Origin of the sequence: Dyadobacter sp. UC 10 (assembly GCF_008369915.1) — a bacterium.
GTDB lineage: Bacteria > Bacteroidota > Bacteroidia > Cytophagales > Spirosomataceae > Dyadobacter.
The window spans coordinates 6,232,396-6,252,707 of record NZ_VSRN01000001.1 but is presented as its reverse complement, the minus strand read 5'-3'; the positions used below and the strand labels follow the sequence as shown (position 1 = coordinate 6,252,707).

17 protein-coding genes are annotated in these 20,312 nt (G+C 48.8%); 4 read left to right on the top strand and 13 right to left on the bottom strand.

Annotation, left to right across the window (positions count from 1 at the left end; genetic code table 11):
* The first annotated feature begins 155 nt into the window (after positions 1 to 155).
* Complete coding sequence (locus FXO21_RS25860; protein ID WP_149642799.1) at positions 156 to 731, top strand: GNAT family N-acetyltransferase; 576 nt, start codon at positions 156 to 158, stop codon at positions 729 to 731.
* A 20-nt stretch (positions 732 to 751) separates the two neighbouring features.
* On the opposite strand, the gene FXO21_RS25855 is transcribed toward FXO21_RS25860, so the two are convergent.
* Entirely contained in the window at positions 752 to 1,639 is an 888-nt protein-coding gene (locus FXO21_RS25855) for an alpha/beta fold hydrolase (protein WP_149642798.1), read from the bottom strand.
* A 183-nt stretch (positions 1,640 to 1,822) separates the two neighbouring features.
* Here FXO21_RS25855 and FXO21_RS29115 point away from each other — a divergent pair, with 183 nt between their 5' ends.
* Both FXO21_RS29115 and FXO21_RS25850 read left to right on the top strand, forming a co-directional pair.
* Positions 1,823 to 1,945: a hypothetical protein gene (locus tag FXO21_RS29115; protein ID WP_255486827.1), complete on the top strand. Its 123-nt coding sequence runs from the start codon at positions 1,823 to 1,825 to the stop codon at positions 1,943 to 1,945.
* 24 nt (positions 1,946 to 1,969) lie between these two features.
* Positions 1,970 to 2,467 carry a putative immunity protein gene (locus FXO21_RS25850; protein ID WP_225865870.1) on the top strand — a complete coding sequence of 166 codons (498 nt, stop codon included), beginning with the start codon at positions 1,970 to 1,972 and terminating at the stop codon, positions 2,465 to 2,467.
* A gap of 168 nt (positions 2,468 to 2,635) precedes the next feature.
* On the opposite strand, the gene FXO21_RS25845 is transcribed toward FXO21_RS25850, so the two are convergent.
* The 9 genes from FXO21_RS25845 to FXO21_RS25805 form a co-directional block, all read right to left on the bottom strand.
* Positions 2,636 to 7,612: an Ig-like domain-containing protein gene (locus FXO21_RS25845; protein ID WP_149642797.1), complete on the bottom strand. Its 4,977-nt coding sequence runs from the start codon at positions 7,610 to 7,612 to the stop codon at positions 2,636 to 2,638.
* 61 nt (positions 7,613 to 7,673) lie between these two features.
* Positions 7,674 to 7,982, bottom strand: coding sequence for a DUF6916 family protein (locus tag FXO21_RS25840; protein ID WP_149642796.1), 309 nt, complete (start codon positions 7,980 to 7,982; stop codon positions 7,674 to 7,676).
* Positions 7,964 to 8,461 (bottom strand): GNAT family N-acetyltransferase, encoded by a 498-nt coding sequence (locus tag FXO21_RS25835; protein WP_149642795.1) that lies wholly within the window; start codon positions 8,459 to 8,461, stop codon positions 7,964 to 7,966. Before FXO21_RS25835 ends, FXO21_RS25840 begins: the two co-directional genes overlap by 19 nt.
* 46 nt (positions 8,462 to 8,507) lie before the next feature.
* Complete coding sequence (locus FXO21_RS25830; RefSeq protein WP_149642794.1) at positions 8,508 to 9,026, bottom strand: phage tail protein; 519 nt, start codon at positions 9,024 to 9,026, stop codon at positions 8,508 to 8,510.
* 47 nt (positions 9,027 to 9,073) lie between these two features.
* The gene (locus FXO21_RS25825) at positions 9,074 to 9,589 is read right to left on the bottom strand and encodes a phage tail protein (RefSeq protein ID WP_149642793.1); all 516 of its coding nucleotides are present in this window, start codon (positions 9,587 to 9,589) and stop codon (positions 9,074 to 9,076) included.
* 49 nt (positions 9,590 to 9,638) lie between these two features.
* Positions 9,639 to 10,148, bottom strand: coding sequence for a phage tail protein (locus tag FXO21_RS25820; protein WP_149642792.1), 510 nt, complete (start codon positions 10,146 to 10,148; stop codon positions 9,639 to 9,641).
* A 322-nt stretch (positions 10,149 to 10,470) separates the two neighbouring features.
* A complete protein-coding gene (locus tag FXO21_RS25815; RefSeq protein ID WP_149642791.1) occupies positions 10,471 to 11,916 on the bottom strand; it encodes a serine hydrolase in 1,446 nt (481 codons plus the stop codon).
* Between the two features lie 7 nt (positions 11,917 to 11,923).
* Positions 11,924 to 12,886, bottom strand: coding sequence for an erythromycin esterase family protein (locus FXO21_RS25810; RefSeq protein WP_149642790.1), 963 nt, complete (start codon positions 12,884 to 12,886; stop codon positions 11,924 to 11,926).
* Positions 12,887 to 12,981: 95 nt separating this feature from the next.
* A complete protein-coding gene (locus FXO21_RS25805; RefSeq protein ID WP_225865869.1) occupies positions 12,982 to 13,968 on the bottom strand; it encodes a family 43 glycosylhydrolase in 987 nt (328 codons plus the stop codon).
* Between the two features lie 304 nt (positions 13,969 to 14,272).
* Here FXO21_RS25805 and FXO21_RS25800 point away from each other — a divergent pair, with 304 nt between their 5' ends.
* Positions 14,273 to 15,973 (top strand): hypothetical protein, encoded by a 1,701-nt coding sequence (locus FXO21_RS25800; RefSeq protein ID WP_149642789.1) that lies wholly within the window; start codon positions 14,273 to 14,275, stop codon positions 15,971 to 15,973.
* Between the two features lie 15 nt (positions 15,974 to 15,988).
* Here FXO21_RS25800 and FXO21_RS25795 read toward each other — a convergent pair whose 3' ends face one another.
* From FXO21_RS25795 to FXO21_RS25785, 3 genes are all read right to left on the bottom strand, one after another.
* Entirely contained in the window at positions 15,989 to 18,115 is a 2,127-nt protein-coding gene (locus FXO21_RS25795) for a cation:proton antiporter (RefSeq protein WP_149642788.1), read from the bottom strand.
* Between the two features lie 3 nt (positions 18,116 to 18,118).
* Positions 18,119 to 18,694, bottom strand: a complete 576-nt coding sequence (locus tag FXO21_RS25790) for a hypothetical protein (RefSeq protein WP_149642787.1) — start codon at positions 18,692 to 18,694, stop codon at positions 18,119 to 18,121.
* 146 nt (positions 18,695 to 18,840) lie between these two features.
* A complete protein-coding gene (locus tag FXO21_RS25785; RefSeq protein WP_149642786.1) occupies positions 18,841 to 20,235 on the bottom strand; it encodes an alkaline phosphatase in 1,395 nt (464 codons plus the stop codon).
* Between the last annotated feature and the right edge of the window lie 77 nt (positions 20,236 to 20,312).

The window sequence follows — 20,312 nt, the reverse complement described above, 5'->3', positions numbered from 1 at the left end:
ATGAGGCACGGCGAATCGGGACGTTATGGTGAGCAAAAGAGCAAGCTGCGAATGCCGCGGCGTTTAGTATTTTGCAATAGTAGATTTCAAATCGGAACAGGTTCATATATAATCGATTGTTATCTTTCTCGTAGTTTTTAGGAAACGAAAATGGTATGATGATAAAAACAGCTTCGAATTCTGATCAGGCAGGCGCTATTGGCGTATTAACATTGGCATTCAGCACTGATCCGATGGCCCGATGGTCCCTGCCGGACCCGGCAAAATACTTGGCGATTTTCTCTTCGATAGCGAAAGCTTTCGGCGGTAACGCGTTCGGGAAGGGCACTGCATATATTGCTGATGGTTTTACAGGTGCTGCCTTATGGTTGCCGCCGGGTGCAGTATCCGACGAAGAATCGTTATCCAGGTTGTTCGAAGAGAACACCGGTGACGATATTAAAGAAGATATGCACGGGATTTTTGAGCAAATGGAAAAATTCCATCCAACAAAACCGCACTGGTATTTACCAATGATAGGTGTTGATCCGGCGCACCAGGGAGAGGGAATAGGCTCTGCACTGCTAATCGAAGGACTCAAGGCCGTTGACCGGGACGGGTTAATCGCATATCTCGAATCTTCAAATCCCAGAAATATTCCGCTGTATGAGCGTCACGGGTTCGAGGTTATCGGCGAAATTCAGTCGGGCAGCTCACCGGTTTTAAGGCCCATGTTAAGGAAAGCCCGATAGCTCAACCAATGGCAATCTGATCACCTGGATTTGGCCCGGGCACTTTGCTCACTTACAAAATTTGTTATCAGTCTCAGCACCTCATCAAAATGAGTATCCAGGACATCGTGTCCTCCGTCTAAAACATGGATTTGTGCTGCGGGCAGGTTTCGCTTGTAGCAGGGAACTTCTTTCACTGAAAAAAATAGCTCGTATTTCCCCCAAATGACAAGGGCCGGTGGTTGGTGCTTACGGAAATACTCCTGGTAAACAGGAAACATTTCCAGATGGGTTTTGAAATCACAATTCAATTCAAACTGCTTTTCGATATTACCCGGACGTTTCAGAAAGTCCCAGTCCAGCATCCACAATTCCGGACTGACCCGGGACAATACTTCTTCGGGAAGTCCACCAAAGTATTGATTTTTTATACCTTCCACACTTAAGAATTGGATGAGCTTTTTCTTTTTTTCGCTTGTCGGGTTGTACCAATAGTCAATATATTCGTCCCATTCCGGCCCCATACCTTCCCGGTGTGCATTGCCACTTTGCACGATTATACCGGTAATTTTTTCAGGATGATTTACGCACAACTGAAGCCCGATCGGTGCACCGTAATCATGGAGGTAAATAAAGAATTTATCTAAGCTGATTGCTTCTGTGAATTTGTTTATTAAAGCTGAAATGTTCCCAAATGTATACTCAAAACTATCTGGCACGGGAAATTCACTAAACCCAAAACCCGGGTAATCCGGAGCGACAAGATGATACTGATCGGACATCGCAATCATCAGATTCTTGAAAGCTACCGACGAGGTAGGGAATCCATGGAGTAGCAGTAGGGATGGGTTCTTTTCATCCCCGGCTTCCCGGTAGAAAAGATCAATTCCATCAATTTTAATGGTTTTATTGTAGATCTGCCTTGACATACTATTTTTAATTTGTCCCAAAATACCGCAGATTATATCCAGCGGTAGCTTCTGCAATTATCCTGAAAAACAACCCTCATTGTCCCCACACTGGCTCATCGAGCGGTTGCCATTCCCTGGTCATAAGTCAACTACAAAAAAACTTTACCAGTGAGTTGCTGTTTCACAAAACTGAAGACAGGAATGGACGAGCATATCGCAAAATTTGAGCTGATGGTTTCGCGGGGTATAGGGGCAGCTATCAACGGTATGCCGCAGAAGGAAATCGGCAAAGGGGCCGCGGTGATAAGAACGATTAATAGTTAAATTTGGCAGTGAACAAACGATGAAATGATGCGGGATAAACGTTTTGTTGCCGTGCACAGAGGCGGTATCCTCACAAAAGAACACCATCGCCATTTGATGTGGTGGGCAAGGGAATGTTGTCAGCATGTTCTGCCACTTATGAAGAGTCCGATCGACGATCGCCTGATCCATGCTTTGCAGGTTGCCCAAAATTGGGAAGAGGGTATAGTCGGGACCGGAGTAGCAATGAAGGCTTCCCTGGGAGCACACGCTGTGGCGCGTGAGTTGTCAGACCCAACGTCAATAGCGATCGCCCGTGCTATTGGCCAGACAGTCGCCACCGCCCACATGGCAGATCATTCTTTGGGAGGGGCAATATATGGATTGCTGGCTGTTCAGCGTGCAGGCAGATCGGTAGCGGACGAGCGGGATTGGCAGGGTCAAAGATTACAAAGACTTCCCCCAGACCTCATGGAACTCGTCAAGTCAACGATGTTCCAAAAGATTAATTCACTCAAAAGCTTTGCGACATTGCTTGATTGATAATTAGGATATCTGGGCTCGGTGCGTCGGTTTCTGAACGAATAGTTTGGAATATGAATGTTTTCAGCCAGAAATGAGAAAACAGGTAGCAGGAGAAAAGTTTCTTCCCCTGCTACCTGTTTTTATTTTAGTCGATTCGCCTGGTATTAAAACAAGGCGTTCAGCTTTTTAACGGTTGATCAGCACCTTGCGATTTACAATTTCACCATTCGAATGGGTAATTGTAAGAATATAGATGCCAACAGGCAGATCTTTCACCGAAACGGTTTTCGATACCGTTTTACCGGAACGATAAACCGAAGTTCCATTCATATTGTGGATTTCCACCGATTGCACCTGGTTCCAGCTGGTACTCGACAGAGTCAGCACATCCGAAACGGGGTTCGGGTAAAATTCCGACTTCAGGACTTCGTTAGCGAACCGTACATTAATCACCTTGCTGTAAGCAAATGTCTTATCCAGGTCGACCATTTTGAGGCGGTAAAAATTATCTCCGCCGACAGGTTTTTTGTCGACAAAAGAATAAGAAATCATCGAATAGCTTTCACCGTGTGATTTTTCAGTGCCAACTGTTTGCCAGTTTTTGCCGTCAGTACTGCGCTGAATATCGAACCGGTCACTTTTTGTTTCTTCCGCGGTGCTCCATTTCAGAACAGCGGTGTTTTCAACGTTGGAACCCTTGAAGTCGATCAGGGTTACCGGCAGTGAGCAGTCTTTGAAAACGGGCAGATCGCTAGAGCACGTTCCAAGCGTGGCGGTCAGTGTGGCTGTTTCCTTGCTCGGGATCCCTGTAACGGTATTGCCGCTAACAACACCCTTATCCGAAGTAACCACCGCGCCCGGCGAGGCCGTGAAGAAAACCGTATAAGTATTCCGGTCGCTCGCGCAGGCGTATTCGTCACCAGTGAGGGCTATTGTCGGAACCTCGTTTATTGTGATCGTTGCAGTTTGCCCTGCGACCGGAGTAGTGGCACCACCAGCGCCGCTGACGTTTGTCAGCGAGTAAATGAATGTGCCGGTAGCCGATGTGGGCGCATTCACAGTAGCGGTCGTATTGACACCCGTTGTGGACACCGTCAGATCACCCCCTCCGTTGATCTTGTAGGTAAATGTGAACGGCGCAATTCCATTGACAGCCGTAAACGTAATTACTGGCTCTGTTGCATCCTCGCAAGCATTTGCAGTACCCGAAATGGTCGCAGTGAGGTCGGAAGCAACGGTCACGGTGGCGGTCTGCGCAGAAGGAGGTGTCAGAGAGCAGGACCGTGCATCCGTTACACTTACGAGTTCATACGTAAAAACGCCAATTGCGTCCGTTGGCTGGCTGACCGTTGCGGAAGTGTTAACTCCAGTCGTGGTTACGGTCAGGTTTGTTCCGTTGTTGATCTTGTAGGTAAACGTATAAGGCAGCGTACCACCCGTTGCTTCAAAAGTAACTAGCGGCGCCGCGGCTCCCTGATTGACAGTAGTTGTTCCTGTTAAAGAAGAAGTGGTGATCTCATTAACAGTTAACACCGCAGCGGCTGATGTGCTGTTGTTACATGGGTTTGAAATAATGCAGCGGTATTCCGACTGATTATCGGCAGCAGGCACGTTGGTGAGTGTCAGCGTCGCGTCATCGGCAGTTGGGTTTGTTCCAACCGTAATATCCTCAAACACGCCAGCCGCAGGCTTTTTCTGCCATTGATAGGTAACACCTGCCTGAGAAGAAGCTACGGTAAACGAAATACCTGCGCCGGCGCAAATGGTCTCTGCATCAGGCTCATCCGTGATAGGTGGTGCCGGGGTAGGGGTGACAGTCACCGTGAATGCACAGGTAAGGGGCGTTCCGACGCCGTTTGATGCTGTTGCCATTACTGTGGTTGCACCTGCGGGGAAAGCATAGGGGAAAGTAATCGGGTTTCCGTCGACAGTATAACTAATGGTTGCCGCCGGACATGCATCTGCGGTCGCCGCTAGGGTTTGCGTGGAAGTACAAGTACCTGCGTCAGGTGATACCGTCTGATCGCCAGGGCAGAAGGTGATCACCGGGGTCGAGGTAACATTAGTAACAGTCGGATTGTCCGCCCCGGCTGCGCCAGGATCGTCAGTCAGGACGCTGGCAAAATTACTCCCCGAAACAGTACCCTGTGTAGAAAGCTGGCAAACCGATGCCGGAATGTCATTGTTAATGGTGACCCTGAATTTAATGGTTGTGCTCTTACCGTTTGCCAGCGTAAAGCCGCTTCCGGCACCATTAACAGTCACGGTTTCACCAGCCAGTGGAGCCTCGGTTCTGGCCGGGCTTGGAGAAACGGGTTCAGTTACTTCTTTGGTAATGGGTTCGGTAACAGGTGTTGCGGTTGCAACCACAGATTGTGGTTCTTTGCCAGGGGCGGTTACAGGTTCAACGGTGCCGCTTTCAACAGATTCTTTTTCCGCCAGAACTTCTGCTGCGCCTTCACGGAAAGAGATGGCACCCGGCGTTGGACAGGTTGCCCCGAAGGTAAAGGTCCCTACTCCAGCAGGAAAAGCCCTGTTCAATGGAGTATTGCCTCCGTTATTCCATACGTCCACAATGGAGCTACCGGTACCCTGTGAGCGTATTGTCGTACCGGGATTGCCGGTTCTGGCGCGATAGGCAAAGTTGCCAGGAGCTGACAACGTGACCGCGTTACCACTCACATTGCTGCAAATTGTAGCGGTATTGAGCGGTGCCACGCCCAGGCCGGGTGCAAGTACGTCGATACCATACCACGCGATAGGCCCCGTAACCTGGATATCGTTGTTTTTAATTGTAAAGCTGCTTTCGGCGCCCCCGGTACTAAGCGCGCTTGTAGAAATGCCATGGATGTTAAGCACACTTTTAACAATATTGCCCTCTATTACAACGACAGCCTCCGGTTGGTTGGCACCAGGTGTAACCCCCTCTACCGAACTGACGATACCGGATACTGCGGAAGACCCGGCGAGGTTTTCTGTTGTATTGTTTAGGATGTATCCCTCGATACGGCCATTTCCGGACGCAAACGAGTTGATCCCGATACCACTGTGGTGTTTGACGTTATTGCCTTCGATATTGAAGTACATCGTGGCATTATTAGCTGCGGCGACATCAAGCCCCCTGCCCACACCAGCGCCAGGGTCTACCGTCAAGTTGACCATGCTGGCCGTTATCACCGAGTTGTCATTGGCATAGACCTCAGCACCGGCTGTCCGGCAGTTCAGGAATCTAGAGTTGTTCTGAATTCTCACTTTCATAGTGGACGTACCGTAACCGACAACTTGCAGGCCGGAAGCGCCGTCGGCATCCTGGAATGTGGAGTTATCGACAGTCAGCAAGGTCATGTTAGTGCTGAAATTGGCGAAATATACAGCACGGCCTCCCGGATCGGTGAAAGTTGAATTGGTGATCGTGTTGGTACCGCCAGTGTTTACGGCGAAAATACAGCCTTCAACGGAAATGGTGGGCGATCCTGATGAGCCGATAGAACCATTGGTGAAATTGAAATTGCTGCAACCCCGAAGGTTAATGCCTTCCTGGGCCACGGTTCCGCTGATGGCAACGCGGTCCATTGTCAGACCATTGGTATTGAGCGCATATACCGCTGCATTAGCATTCAGGTTATTCATGTCGGAGGAAGTGCCGGATGGTGCGGTACCGTCATTTTGATTGGCGTTCACCAGGTTCATGTTTTTGAGGGTAATACCGGTGGTACTCAGCAGCTCTATGCCCCGTTGACTAATATTCTGGATCGTTCCGCCGCTTCCGGCCGTCGTACCGTTACCGGAGACCTGGAAGGTGCCGGTGGTGCCGGAAATGATCATCCCTTTGTTCCCTCCGTTCGCGTTCACGGCTGTGAGATTGACGGCAAGGGCAATCCCACCCGCAATGTCAAGCGCCGGTATATTGGTACTGTTGTTCGCTGTCAGGGTTCCGGAACTGATTGTAAGGTTACCGGTAACATTCGAAAGCTTGATCGGGCTGGTCGAGCCGCTGGAAACGGTAGACGACACCTGGCCGAAAGTAGCAGCCAGCTGTTTGTTTGAAATATTAATCGCGGAGCCGGTGCCGCTCAGGTCGATTTCACTTGCTGTGAATAAGCCGGCAGCGCTGCTGAACAACTTCGCGCCTGAACTATTACCGATGTTGAGTCCCTGAACTGTGGCTACACCCGACAATGTGAACACACTACCGGCACTGTTGGTGAGCGCAGGACGGGTGCCTCCGGTCGTCGGTAGCAGATTGCTACCGCTTGGCGCGGAAAGACCCGTCAGCGTTAGTAGCGACGAGCTGGCTCCCTGCCCGAACACTTTCTGGTTGTTACGGACTGTAATACCGCCGTCGTAATTGCCGCTGTAAATAAATATGAAATGTCCGTCTTTCGCATTATTACCTGCTCCGTTGTTGATGCCCTGGAATGCGTTCAGGTTATTGAAGGGCTGTGCGAGCGTTCCTGTGCCGCCGCCGGGCGCGCCGTCTTTGATAAACCAGATGGCACCGGTTACTGAAATGCTTACCGTGGCGGATGAAGTCATGCCTGATCCGTTCTGGATTGTATATGTGAATGTGTCGGTTCCTGTAAAACCCGCCGCAGGTTCGTAAGTGAACGCGCCGTTAGCCGCTGTAACGGTTGCTGTTCCGCCATTGGCACTCGTGATGGTGGTGGAACCGCTCAGGCTCAGCGGAGTATTCATAGGGCTCACGTCGTTAGCAAAAAGGCCCTGGGCGTCGGCGATATCAATTCCGACGTTCCCGATTGTGGAGTAGCTGTCATTCACCGCAATAGGGCTTGCTGTTACAGACCCTGGTACCAGTGTGGTATGAATGTCGATCGTTTCAGTAAAGGTAGTTCCTGTGGCAGGATCCGGTCCGCCGTTTGTGATCACAACTGTATATTCCAGTTCGCCGCCGGCTGTGGCTCCGCCACTTGTGACGGCATAAGTGTTGGTGGCACTGATACTGGGTGCGAGCAATGCTTTGGCGCGGGAATTTTTGCGCACACGTGTAAAAGGCACTTTTTCCTGTGATTTTTTGTCGGAGTTGCTTTGCGGTTTCGCCACCCACTCATGGGAAGTTGGCGTATCGCCGCTACGCTTGCTGACCATTTCGGTCCCCGACATCAGCAGGACGATGCCTGCCAGATAGAAGTAGATGTTTTTCATGGTTGGAGTTTGAAGAGAAAGTTCTGAGTCATAGTTCTAATGTTAAATTTCACGGTCCTGGTTAAGAAAAAACTGCTTCGTAGCGCGTGCCCAGCGGGTCCTGAGCTATCGGAACTAAAAAAATGTCGAGGTATTTATCGTCTTGTTGAACGACCCTGTAAATCCCCTGTTCAATGACCCTGTGATCCCCATTGGTCTGAAACTCTACTGAAAACGAGTTCCGCTCAAGAGGAGAATAGCCATTCAGCTCGGTGGCTCCGAGAATGGTGGATGGCAGCGAAAAATTTGGAGCAAAATGGATAACCACGGGGTCGCCCTTTCGCGATTGAAATTCTGCTGCAGTAAGCTGGCTTAAATCGTATGCTTCCATTCCATTAAATGATAAATTCCGTTAGTTTCACTGATTGTTTTAAATCCAAGGCGGGTATACAGATTCTTGGCCGGATTAAAGGCTTCTACATGAATAGTAAGTGGTATATTTAGTTCCGCTGACCTTTTCATGAGATCTTTAAAAATACCCTGGCCCAATCCGCGGTTCCGGTATGTGGGCAGGATACTGATATCAACGATCCGCATACCCTTACCCTGGAAATTTTCATCGAGATAAAGTCTCCCGATGATCTTGTTTTCAAGTTCAATAACCCAGAAACAGGCACCGATATAGTTTTTCTGATAGTATTCGTGTTGTGCCCTGAACTGGCTTGCCAGGAATTCCTTTTTCATGAGATCCGTCCAGAACGGGACTCTTTCCATTTCTGCTTCCCTTGTACTCGCATAAATTTCCATCAGGAAAGGCAAGTCTTTTGGCGTAATCGGCCTTAGTGCAAGAGCGGTATTCGTAAGCTTCATTTGTATTGATAATCAGAAAATTATAAACGATGCCAATCAGTGCCTGTCAGGGGCGCTGTGGGAAAATGCCTTGTAACGCGATGCAGAAATTCACCGTTAGATAAGGCATCATGTTGTTATGTGGCAAACTACCTCCGTAGACCGACAGTGCCTGGAAGTTCATCTGGGCGTTGGGAGACGTGCTGGCATAAATATTCCCCTGCGTGGAAAATCCAAGCGCCGCGTTTGTTGGCGTCTTGATTTCCGCAGCTTCGGGCGCCGCGTTCATCACGTGGGTATGGTTGGGCATTTCGCTTTGAAGCAATGTCACATTTTCGGTGCCGGATTGTTCTCCGAGAAAGTGCTCCGAAAGGCCGGGCCCCTGGCCGGGTTGCATGGGCGATGAACCCTGAAGATCGGGCAGCGCAAACGTGGATTTGCCGTCACCGCCATAATAGGTCCCCAGCAATGAAAACAATGCGGTGTTTTGTGAAATGGGCATGAGTTGTCCGTCACAAAATGCCCAGCCGACGGGAGGGAAATTAAACGGAAATATTCTTATCTCTGCTAAAAATTGATCTGCCATGTTGGTTGAATGGGTTTTAAGGTTCTACAATTGCCTGCCGGGAGCGTCTAGGTTGGCGATGGAAATATCCCGAACATGGATATGATAAAGTTTACGCACAAATAAGGCTGCAAGTTGGAATGCGGCTGGCTACCGCCGACCGGGAGGATATCCGCCGCCATGGGCTGGCTGGGTATGCTCGCTATGAATCCGTTTGTCGTCGTCGATGTCCCGATCACGGCATCTTTTGGGCTCGCCGCGTCGGCAAGGTTACTGGAGGCTTGAAAAGCATGAGTATGCACTGGGATCTGCTGGGTTGTCAGAGTGACCTCTTCGGTTCCCGAGGATTCTCCGATGACGTAATTACTTCCGCCCGAAAGTTGGCCCATATGGACCGGCAGGCGTCCCTGGAGATCGGGCAGCCGGAAAGTTTCCTCTCCGTCGCCGCCATAAGTGGTTCCTATCAATTGGAAAAGCACTTCATTCTCAGATATTGGGAGTGTCTGGCCCTGGCAAAGTTGCCACCCATTCGGGGCGAAAGTGCCTGCAAACATTCTGATCTCTCCCACATAAGGTTGTCCCATATATTTTGTGGTTTGTTTTGATTTAAATGGAAAGAATTACCCGGAAACGCTAGTTCTGGCTTGGGAAAATACCTTGCAATGCAATACAGAAATTTATCACCAGGAACGGTTGCAGGTTGTTGTGCGGCTGGCTTCCACCAACATTCGAAACAGTCGCGGCGTTGACTGACGTAAGAGCGCCTGCGACGGTGGAATAGAAGTTGTTGGGTGTACTGTTGGCCAGATAGGAGGTCGTAGGGTCATTTGAACCCGAAGGGCCGGAATCCACTGCCGTGACAACATGGTTATGCTGAGGCGTCTCCTGCATCGTAATGGTATGCGCTTCCTGGCCTGCCCGCTCACCAAGCGTGTGTCCGTTGCCCATATGAACAGGAACTCGGCCGCGGAAATCCGGTAAAGCGAAGTTGGTCTGGCCGTTGCCACCATAAGTAGTGCCCAGCAGCGAAAAAAGCGCCTGATTTTGATTGATAGGGAGAAGTTGTCCGTTGGCAAGTGCCCAGCCTTTCGGAGGGAAATTGAAACTTACCATTCGGATTTCAGATAGAAATGGTTCTGCCATGTAGAAATTGGTTAAAGGATGAACGGATTGATGAATAGCACCAGCTCCCGGCTGGCAATCAGCGGGATTGGTGCAAAGTGCGTGTGTGACAAAATAGTATTGAAAGACCGGGCCGGAATAGGCTGCCGGGGCTCAGGAAGAAGCTGAGATATTGTTGCGAAGAAGTGTATAGGGGGTAAAACGTGTATTCATAGGGCCAGAAAGTTGAGGTCAGGATAATGTCGTAGCCCAATATTAGTCATATCCTATAAATTATAGGAAAAAACTTAGTAAACGGTAAAATTTATTCTACGTGAAATTTGAAATAGTGCAGTTGCCGGTGCTATTGGTCGGTTTTTTCAAACGTGTCGCCAAAAACTTTCGCTGCTTTTACTTTTCCGGAATTGTCATACACAAACTCTACGTCGTACCGCCCGTCGCGGTCCGTAAATTGAGTGAGACTTTTTGGTAAAAGCTCCATGACAGGCTTTTCCCAATGTGGCTTTAAATGCAGCAATCCATTATTTTGAACGAGTTCAAAAGTATAACCGGGCATATTGTATGTACCGGTAAGGCGCGCGAGCTGGTCGTTATTTAAGTCAAACCTGCTGATTTTGCCGGATTTATAGAAAAACCAGTTATAAACTTTCGCAATACTCCTGACGATGTCGTAAATCAGCGTAAAGTCATTATCCGAATTGGTCATGATCACCGCTCCGTTGCCTGTTGTTGCCTCCGCGATGTAAATGCAGCGGAAACCCTCATTGCTGCCGCCGTGAATGAAAACCAGGGAATCGTCCTGGCTTATCAGCATAGGGCCAAGCCCGTAGGGGTGCGACGGATTGGTTACCATTGTGCTGGCAGTTTCCCGCGAGATAATGCGGTTTGATTTTCCTTTTAAAGATTGTTGTATCTCGATCACATACCGGGCCAGGTCGGTCGGCGTAGTCCACAAACCCGCGGCGGCCAATTCAGGATAGGTATGCCAGTTTCCGTCTATCTCCTTCCCATTGGCTCTGTATCCGGTTGCAGCATTGCTCCGGAATTTAGCTGGGACCGGCTGACCGAACGTGCTGTTTTTCATGCCAATCCTGTCAAATACTGTTTCCTGCATGATATCGGGAAACGCTTTACCAAGTTGATCGGTCAATGCCTGCTGTATGATCGTATAACCGCCGCCTGAGTAGCGAAATATACTTCCCGGAATAGTATCCGGCACGATCGGGCGGGAATTGGCCGGCTTTTCTCCCCGAAGAACCTGCGATAACGTGGGCACGGAATCGGATACTGAGTATCCCCGGAATCCATGCACGGTAATTCCTGCTTCGTGACTTAGCAATCGTCGCAGGGTTACTTTTTCAGTTTTGGTAAATTCGTTTTCAGGTACTTTCCAGTTTTTCAGGTAGTGGTTAATATCCGTATCCAGCTCGAATTTGCCTTTTTCAACCCAATGCAGAACAGCCAATGCGGTGACTGGCTTACTAACCGAGGCAGCCTGGAACAAAGTGTGTTCATTTACCGCGCGGCCTGATTGACGATCCGCAATGCCGTAGCTTTTGGCCCATTCTATTCGCCCGTCCTTAATAATAGCCAGTCCAAGTCCTGAAACGTCAAGTTGCTTCATGCGATCGGTGATGCTCATGTAGGGAATCGTTTCCCCCTCCATCACAATTGCAGGTAGCAGCGAACTCTCAACCAGCCTGATCTTCTCAGAAACCGTCAATTTTGACGTTTGCGCACAGAGTTTTGAAACTACGAGAACACTGAGTAAAACGAACAGGATGCGCATAGAAAGATTAAAGTTTTGAAGCGGTTGTCTGCCTTATAAAAATCAGCCCGTCAAAATCAGCGCCGGGGATAATCGGTAGCATGCGCCGTTCCTGCCAGTTGGAATAGATATTGGTAATGTAGTTAGCCGACTTGAAAGATTCAGGGGCTGCCGTGAAGTCGATGAAAAAAGATTCAAACTTCGACTTACTGAACAACGCCGAATAAGTGTTTTCGTCTCCTGCAAATTCGTGACTTTCAAACAGTCCGTCGTTCAGCACATGTACACTTCCGGTAAATGTATCGAAGCCGAGAGCGTAATACAGAGTGCCATAGTGCGCTTTGAGGTGAAAGCCCATTCCTTTGTACTGTGCCATTGTTGTGTCTTTCGCGAGATGCAGATTATGGGACCAGAGAATGCTTTTCTGCCGATTCGCTTTTTGTGCCGCTATAAACTTTCCTGCCATCAGCTCATCCCGCCCCAATGGATCGCCCCAGAATGCTTCGTCATCAAACCCGATCAACGTGACCTTCCCGGAAGCCGGCCTGGATGCATTATACTGCATCAGCCACTGGCAGAGTTTGAAGATTTCGCTCGCGTTATATAACCCCATGCCAGCCAGCATACTTTTCAGGTTTCCTTCACCTGATTGAATATAGCGGTTGATTGGTTCAATATAGTTCGCCGCAGATTCGAACGCGATGGTCCGGAAATCCTCATGGGTTACGAGGTACTGAATAATCCTGCGTTTTTGCAAAAAGAATTCCTGCGTACCGTGTGATGCTTCCCCCAATCCGACTATCGTTTTTCCTTTCAATTTTTCGGATAAAAATAAAAAGTCACGCTCGGTGGCAGCGGAATCGGACGAAAGTGGTTTCGCGTGCGCATCGATCCAGTTCACTGAACTGCGCTGGGCAATGCTTGAAAGCGGATGTAAAAGCGATATAAATAAAATGGACAGTGAAATGCAGGCTTTATCGAAGTTGAGCATATTTTATATATAATTATTTTACATATAAATACAATCAGTCTGCTTATTTACTCATATGCGCGGCGCGGGGTTCCCGTTATTCAGAACTCAACCGGTTAATCCTGTTTGATATAAGGCCCCTTTGCGTTCCAGCCTATTTCGACATTCGACAGCAGCCAGCTTTTGCCTTTGTCCGGGTTTCCCTGGTAAAACAGATAAGTTTTGCCGTCGGTATCCTCAAAAATGCACGGGTGACCCGATTCGCTGCTGTTCCATTCACCCGGTTTTCCGTTTGGCAGAAATGGAATGTCCGTTGCTCTTTCCCACTTAATCCCATCCTCGCTTACAGCAAGGCCTATTTGTTGCGGCCAGTTGTTGTAAGCGCCGGCATAAAACATATAAAGCTTTCCGTTACGTCCGATGACGGAAGCGCCCTCCACGCATTCGCCTTCCCAGGGAAGTTCCGGTTTCAGGATCGGCTGAGCGGTTGCCTGAGTCCAGTCTTGTTTGTCAAAGTTGCTGCCCGCGGGGGCTGTTGCGACACCCTGCATTTGTATCTTGCCCTCCGGGTCCCGCGTGGCGAAGTACAGGAAGTATTTATTCTTGTAGAAGTAAACTTCGGCATCTATCGCACGGCCATTGTTCCAGTCTCCGGCCGGACGAAAAATTGGGTTTGTCTTGTTCCGTGTGAAATGAATGCCGTCTTCGGATGTAGCATGGCAAATGGCATCTTTGGGGCCGTTGCCATAGGTTTGGTAGAACAAATGCACCTTTCCGTCCTTCAAAAGTGCCCCGGGGGCGCATAGACCTTTCTTTTCATATTCAGCTTCCGGCAAAATTTCTCCTATCTTCTTCCAATCGGTAAGGTTCCGGCTTTCCGCAATCCCGATCGCCCATCCCGACATGGGCTTGTCGCGTTCGGGGAATTTTCGGATTGAAAAATACATCAGGTATTTGCCCTTGAAATTAACCACGACCGGGTCTTTGGAGTAGGGGATACCGGTGCCGGTCGTGTCGCCGAACATCATACGCGGTTTTTGTGCATGTGCATATGGCACTGCAAAACAGTTGGCAAGAAAGAAAAGTAAAATCGTATTGCGCATCCGGATATGGGTTTGGTTGTTAAAGGTGATCAGCATCGTTTGTCCTCAATGCACCAGATTATAGCGCTTCGGGCCATTGTAAAAAAAAGGAAAGTTTCTGCGAAATAAAATTACACGGTATATAATGAGCTTGCTTATGCATCATAAAACTGTTCCGGTATGTAGGATTTCATCTATAAAGCAAATAGTTTTACGACAGATATACTATTCTCATTCGATGCAGCTTTCTTCAATTCAAACTCAGGTGGGTGGGCCTTTTTACCTACACCTTCCCACTCATTACCGGTTTGGATAAATATTAAAAATGACTTCGCGTTCCGCCTTACCTTTCGTTGTTTGTAGTGCGTTAATTGTCGCCTTTTTTGCTCTCATTTTCCGCAATGCCGTGAATGTCCCGAACGGGGATGATCTTTATTGTCTGTTGCTTTTCACCCAGGAATTTCAGGACGCGAAGACATTTGCAGAGCGCCTCCATCTCCTAATCGACCAGTGGGTTGAGCACCGTATTGTCTATTCCCGCTTTACGGCTTTGCTTTCCTATTGGTTGACGAGTCAGGTCAATTTTGTCGTCATAGTCCTGATCGGTAACCTCACACTCGTTGGGTTTACAGTGCTTTTCTGGAAAATGATTAAAAAAACGGGCGTTTCGCTGTATTACCTCATTCCGGTCGTGCTTACATTATTCAGTCCGGTGACTTATGAGGCCAATTTATGGGCAGGTGCCAGCACCGTTTACATGCCGGTTGGCTTCCTGGGTTTGCTGACAGTGTATCTGATTGTTTATTCAAATACTAATAAGCTCAGTCTGATACTTCCGCTTCTGGCTGCACTCCTTGCCACTTATTCGTTCGGCAACGGAATGTTTGCATTTGCCGCAGGTCTTGCGGTATTGATTTATCAGCGAATGTTCAGGACAGCGGCTGTATGGGGCCTGACAGGGCTTGTCGCGATCATCCTCTATTTCCGGGACTTCGAGGCCCACAGCAGTACAAAAGCATTTTCCATCTCCAATCACTTTCAGGAACCGTTGTACCTGGTTTATAATATGCTGGCTTTTGTCGGTGGTATCCTGGATTACAGCGAAAACTCAAATGCGCCACTCGTCGCAGCCAATATCCCCGCGTTGCTTCTTGGCCTGTGTCTGCTTCTGGCTGTTTGTGGCGGTTGCTTTCTTTTTTTAATCAAAAAAAGTACAGAAGATCCCGCGCTGAAAAAGTTGAAAGTGGCGTGGTTGGGAATGGCAGCATTCATCCTGATTACTTCGCTGGCGATGGCATATTCCCGGACTCTGGGAGCCGTAATGACGACATTATCGAGCCGCTATAAAATATATTCGATGGTATTCTGGATACTCGCCTATTGCGGCTGCCTGATCCATTTCCGAAAAAAACGGTTAGTCGGTTTATCGTTTGGCGCTGCAAGCCTGCTGTTGCTGCTGTTTAATTATTATACAAGCTACGACAAGCTGTCCAACTACAAATCGTATATGGTTTCGGGGTTATTTAATTATAACAAAAATGGTCACTGGGTCATTTACCGGAACACCAGCTATTATGAGGGCGCGAGCAAAATACTCAGCGATTCCATCAGCCGAAAAAGCAAGCCCGTATATGCTTTTAAAACCGTTTTCCCACAGCTGACGCTTGAAGCGATACGGAATGCGCCGGTACTGCAAAATGTTAAAGTTTCCGCAAACGAGGAATGCGACGGCCCGAACGACAAATGTGTTTCTATCCACACAGATGAATATCCGTCTCCGCCCAACCATTTTGAAGGCACTTATCTGGTTGTATACAACGAGACAAATATGTACCTGTTCGTCGCCGATCCGGTCAAAAATGGGAGGGTTAATATGCTCAGGACCGGTGATTACTTCAAGAAAGGGATATTTATGTATAATAGTTTAGGCAGTACGCTTACACCGGGCAGCCATTATCAACTGGCGGTTTTTTGCCCCACCGAAAAACAGCAGATCAGGCGTATTGCTTTTAACCTGCAGGGGTGAGTGTGTTGGCTTGTCCTACCGTGAAAAAACTTTACTGATCATCTGGCCGATCTCCACAAAGTCATCATGATTACTCACGGATCTCCTTTCAATCTGGTCCGGGTGGTCGTCACGGAACGGATAGATCAAAAGGAAGTTGTTTTCCTTCACATACTGGTTTAAAAATTCCGGAATGAATCCCATCTGCGGAAAATAGGAGGCCATTCCACGCTTGGCCATGAATACGATGAGGCCCTCGTCGTCGCGCAGGTCAGTTGCAGCCTGCTCGGCTTCCTGCCAGTTGTCGATGGTGTTCAGGCTTAGTTCGATGCTGGATTTATTGACTACTTTTTTCAGAATGTCAATAACCGGCCGGTTGGAATAGAAGCTCATCTCAGCGCCCGAATTTTTGGCAATGTTCCACACACGCAGCAATGCACTGAAAAAACCGGCTTCCCTTTCAGCTTTTGGCGGGATCAGTACCACATACCTTTTTACGGTGGAAATAGGCTGGCCGGCATGGTAGATCAGGGTGTTTACGTTGTCATTCTGGAGATAACCGTTGTAGAGGTTATATACAAAAGAAGGGGTGAAGCCTTTGTCGGGCTGCAACCCGATGATGAGGTCGGTAATATTTTGTTCCTTGATCACGTTGCTGATACCCGTGGAAACGTCATTGTCATACCTCGTGAGCGGAAGCACTTCCACATCCGCAGCAGCGCCTGTGTCTACGGCAATGTGCAATGTCTTTTTAGCATTTTTTACAGACGATTCATTTTTGGTATCATTGATGACATTGAGCGCAAGAAGCCGGTTGTCGTCACTTTTTCCCTTGACGAGCAGGCTGAGGTTAACCAGCTTTTCGACGGTTTCTTCGTAATTAACGGCCAGCAAAATGTTCTCGTTTTCACGGTTTATGCCCGAAGCGGTATCTTCTTTGTCGGATTCAGCGATCCGCTGCGCACTCGACATCGACACGAAGGAAGAAACCGTGCAGGATATTAAAATCAGAAGGATACTACCATTCAAAACATGCTCGCTCAGCAGCCTGACCGATTCTCCATTTGCCGTTTCCGACACAATGATATTGTAACCAACCATTACAGCGGCGAGTGTGGCCGCAGCAGAAGCAGAGCTCATTCCGAATATAAGCATCCCTTCATCTTTGGTCAGCCGGAAGGTTTTTTGGGTAAAAATAGCGGCAAGATATTTTCCGCCGATGGAAGCAACGAGCATAACCGCCGCTACTCCCAGCGTTTCAAGGCTTTTGAAGAAAACACTAAAATCGATCAGCATTCCGACGCTGATCAGGAAAAAAGGAATGAAAATAGCGTTCCCGACAAACTCTACGCGGTTCATCATCGCGGAAGAGTGGGGGATCAGCTTATTCAGCGCCAGCCCTGCGAAGAAAGCACCTATAATCGCCTCTATCCCAGCCAGCTCCGCCAGTACAGCCGCCAGATAGATCATCACAAGCACGAATATGAATTGTGAAATCTTGTCGTCGACTTTCTTGAAAAACCATCTGCCTATAATCGGAAAAACGAAAAGTACCGTCACGCTGAATGCAATGACTGATAAACCAAGCCGTGTCCAGAAGGCGCTGTCGACCTCACCCTGGGTCATTCCGACGCAGACGGCCAGTACCAGAAGCGACAATACATCCGTGATCATCGTGCCGCCTACCGTGATATTGACCGCAAGGTTCTTCGAAATCCCAAGCTTGCTCACCATCGGATAGGCGATAAGTGTGTGGGAGGAGAACAAACTTGCAAAAAGGACAGAGGTCAGTATCGAAAAATGCAGGACGTAGTACCCGCCCATAAAACCGAGGATAAAAGGAATCGCGAATGTGTAGGCCGTGAAAGTCACACTCTTCCATTTGTTCCGTTTGAAATCGCCCATGTCAATTTCAAGCCCGGCCAGGAACATAATGTAAAGCAGCCCGGTGGTACCGGTAACCACCACGCTGCTGTCCCGCGCCAGCAAGTTGAAACCATTCGGACCAACCAGGGCGCCCGCGATCAGCAGGCCGAGTAAATGAGGTACTTTTATTTTATTGAGCAAAAGCGGCGCGCTCAGGATGATCACCAGTTCCAGCAGAAATTTCAATACCGGGTCTTCAATCGGTAAGCTACCGATGTGTATGTTTAAAAACTGCATAGATCAGCGTTTGGTTGTGCGGGTAAGCTCCACGGAAAATTTCGCATTACATGCCTGGTCGATATTCGTGGCCTGCGTGCCTTTGAAGAAGTCGGCATTTACCTGGCTGAGGTCTATCCGGATATCCGTCCGTTTGCTTGCAGCCGAATCACTTTTGAAATACAGCCTGATACCCGTACTGTCAAGTTCTGCGGTATAAACGCGTACCACCTTGTTGTTGCCGTCGACCACCCGGGTAAACAGCCCTGTTGAATCGCTTACAAACTCCCAGAAATTAGACCGCTGATCTCCGATTACATATTCGGTGCAGGTAGATTCGCGGCACACCGACTTGCTGTTCCATATTCCCGCCATCGCGTCCGGCCAGGCCTGGATAATCACCGTATCCTTTCTGGTAAGCAGGCTGTCGCGCATGCTTACAAGCGACCGGTAATCTGCTTCCTTCATCGCAAATTCAGCCTCCATGCGGATAACAGCCTGTTCACGTGCAGCGAGTTGCTCTTCGCGCTGCGTGTCTTTACAGCCGGTGAGCAGGACGCCGCCCAGTATGGTGAAGAAGTAAATTTTAGGAAAAAACATACGCGACCGGATTTTGCATAACAATAGGTTTGTCTCGTAAACTAGCACGAGATATTGGCTTACGCAAATAATCAGTCCATTCCCTTCGGGCGCGAAGCATCGGGGAATACAGGCGGCTTTCCAGACCGATCCGGGATTTTTCAGCGTCAGACGCGGGCAATTCCGGTCACATCGAGCATGAAATTGTGCAGTTCCGTATTTTGTACGAAAGGGTTAAGATTTTCACTGCCGGGCCCGAACATGGCTAGCTCGACGTAGTCCGAAGAATGGTCCATTCCTGCCCAGCCAATGCCGGTATAGCGTGTCTGGATCGCCCCAAGTTCTTTGGAAAGGGGTTTATTGGCCACGTAAAGTCCGCTTTCATTTTTAGTACCAAAAAGGCCGAGCAGCTTTTCGGCTTCTTCTTTCCTGATTGCATATCCCTGGGCAAATTCAATGCGCTCAATCAGCTGCGAAGGTGAAAGCATTTCCTGCAATCCTCCAAATATCCAATTGTTGGTATGCCTGAATTTTTGCAGCAGATCAAATTTTTTGTCTCCGCCAAAAAGCCCGGGATTGGCATTGCCGTGATCCGTTGTGATGATAACCAGCGTTTCTTTATCCCTGGCTGCAAATTCCAATGCTTCGGCAATCGCGGCGTCAAAGGCGATCTGATCATACAGTAGCCCGCCCGAATCGTTTGAATGTGCAGCCCAGTCTACCTTTCCGCCTTCGATCTGAACCGCAAACCCTTTTGGGTTTTTCGATAAGAGTGCAAGCGTTTTCCTGGTCATTTCCGCAAGGGACGGAACATTTTTTTGAAGATCGCTATCTTCCAAAGTATCGAGAGAATAGGGAAGTGCGCCTTCACAAAACACACCCATTACCGGCTTCTGCAGATCATGCAGTGCCTTTAAGCCGGCAAGGCTGCGGGCCACATGATAACCCGCCTTTTCGTATGCTGCGAACAGGTCTTTTTTGTCTTTTCTTTTCTCAGGCGTAAAAAATTCTGCGCCTCCGCCCATCATCACGTCAAATTTCTGGTCAAGATATTGATCCGCGATCTCCGATTCGTCCCCTCTTGATTTATTATTGATACAAAAACCTGCGGGAGTGGCGTGGGTAATGGTAACGGAGGTTACGCAACCTACCGATTTCCCGGCTTCTTTGAATTTTTGCAGGATAGGCTTATTAAAACTACCGTCGGCATTTACATTCAGGTTACCGTTCGGGACTTTCCTGCCGCCGCCCCATGCCGAGCTGCCTGCCGCCGAATCGGTGACGATCGCACTGGAAGATGAAGTTTCCATAAATGCACGTCGCCCGGTTTTTTCACTATATAACTTCATCCAGGCGCTTTCACGTCCTTCTTTACGTTTCAGGAGCAGGTCGGCCATGTTAAGCGTGCCGGTACTCATGCCGTCGCTGACCATGAATATGATATTTTTCGCAGCGTCCTTTGTCTTGAGTAGCGACTGCGGGCTGACAGATTTTCCAGAGAATGACATCGGGCCGAGGAGCAGACCTGCGGCGCTATTGGTAAAAAAATCCCTTCTTTTCATGACGGTAACGGGTATTTTGACTTTCGGCAAAACTACTTATGCGAATTTTACCCGAATGTTAAGTTGTATTTCTTCTG

Bases quoted from the DNA above. Each gene is read 5' to 3' on its own strand.
- FXO21_RS25860 (WP_149642799.1), top strand. From the start codon at position 156: ATGATGATAAAAACAGCTTCGAATTCTGATCAGGCAGGCGCTATTGGC.
- FXO21_RS25855 (WP_149642798.1), bottom strand. From the start codon at position 1,639: ATGTCAAGGCAGATCTACAATAAAACCATTAAAATTGATGGAATTGAT.
- FXO21_RS29115 (WP_255486827.1), top strand. From the start codon at position 1,823: ATGGACGAGCATATCGCAAAATTTGAGCTGATGGTTTCGCGGGGTATA.
- FXO21_RS25850 (WP_225865870.1), top strand. From the start codon at position 1,970: ATGATGCGGGATAAACGTTTTGTTGCCGTGCACAGAGGCGGTATCCTC.
- FXO21_RS25845 (WP_149642797.1), bottom strand. From the start codon at position 7,612: ATGAAAAACATCTACTTCTATCTGGCAGGCATCGTCCTGCTGATGTCG.
- FXO21_RS25840 (WP_149642796.1), bottom strand. From the start codon at position 7,982: ATGGAAGCATACGATTTAAGCCAGCTTACTGCAGCAGAATTTCAATCG.
- FXO21_RS25835 (WP_149642795.1), bottom strand. From the start codon at position 8,461: ATGAAGCTTACGAATACCGCTCTTGCACTAAGGCCGATTACGCCAAAA.
- FXO21_RS25830 (WP_149642794.1), bottom strand. From the start codon at position 9,026: ATGGCAGATCAATTTTTAGCAGAGATAAGAATATTTCCGTTTAATTTC.
- FXO21_RS25825 (WP_149642793.1), bottom strand. From the start codon at position 9,589: ATGGGACAACCTTATGTGGGAGAGATCAGAATGTTTGCAGGCACTTTC.
- FXO21_RS25820 (WP_149642792.1), bottom strand. From the start codon at position 10,148: ATGGCAGAACCATTTCTATCTGAAATCCGAATGGTAAGTTTCAATTTC.
- FXO21_RS25815 (WP_149642791.1), bottom strand. From the start codon at position 11,916: ATGCGCATCCTGTTCGTTTTACTCAGTGTTCTCGTAGTTTCAAAACTC.
- FXO21_RS25810 (WP_149642790.1), bottom strand. From the start codon at position 12,886: ATGCTCAACTTCGATAAAGCCTGCATTTCACTGTCCATTTTATTTATA.
- FXO21_RS25805 (WP_225865869.1), bottom strand. From the start codon at position 13,968: ATGCGCAATACGATTTTACTTTTCTTTCTTGCCAACTGTTTTGCAGTG.
- FXO21_RS25800 (WP_149642789.1), top strand. From the start codon at position 14,273: ATGACTTCGCGTTCCGCCTTACCTTTCGTTGTTTGTAGTGCGTTAATT.
- FXO21_RS25795 (WP_149642788.1), bottom strand. From the start codon at position 18,115: ATGCAGTTTTTAAACATACACATCGGTAGCTTACCGATTGAAGACCCG.
- FXO21_RS25790 (WP_149642787.1), bottom strand. From the start codon at position 18,694: ATGTTTTTTCCTAAAATTTACTTCTTCACCATACTGGGCGGCGTCCTG.
- FXO21_RS25785 (WP_149642786.1), bottom strand. From the start codon at position 20,235: ATGAAAAGAAGGGATTTTTTTACCAATAGCGCCGCAGGTCTGCTCCTC.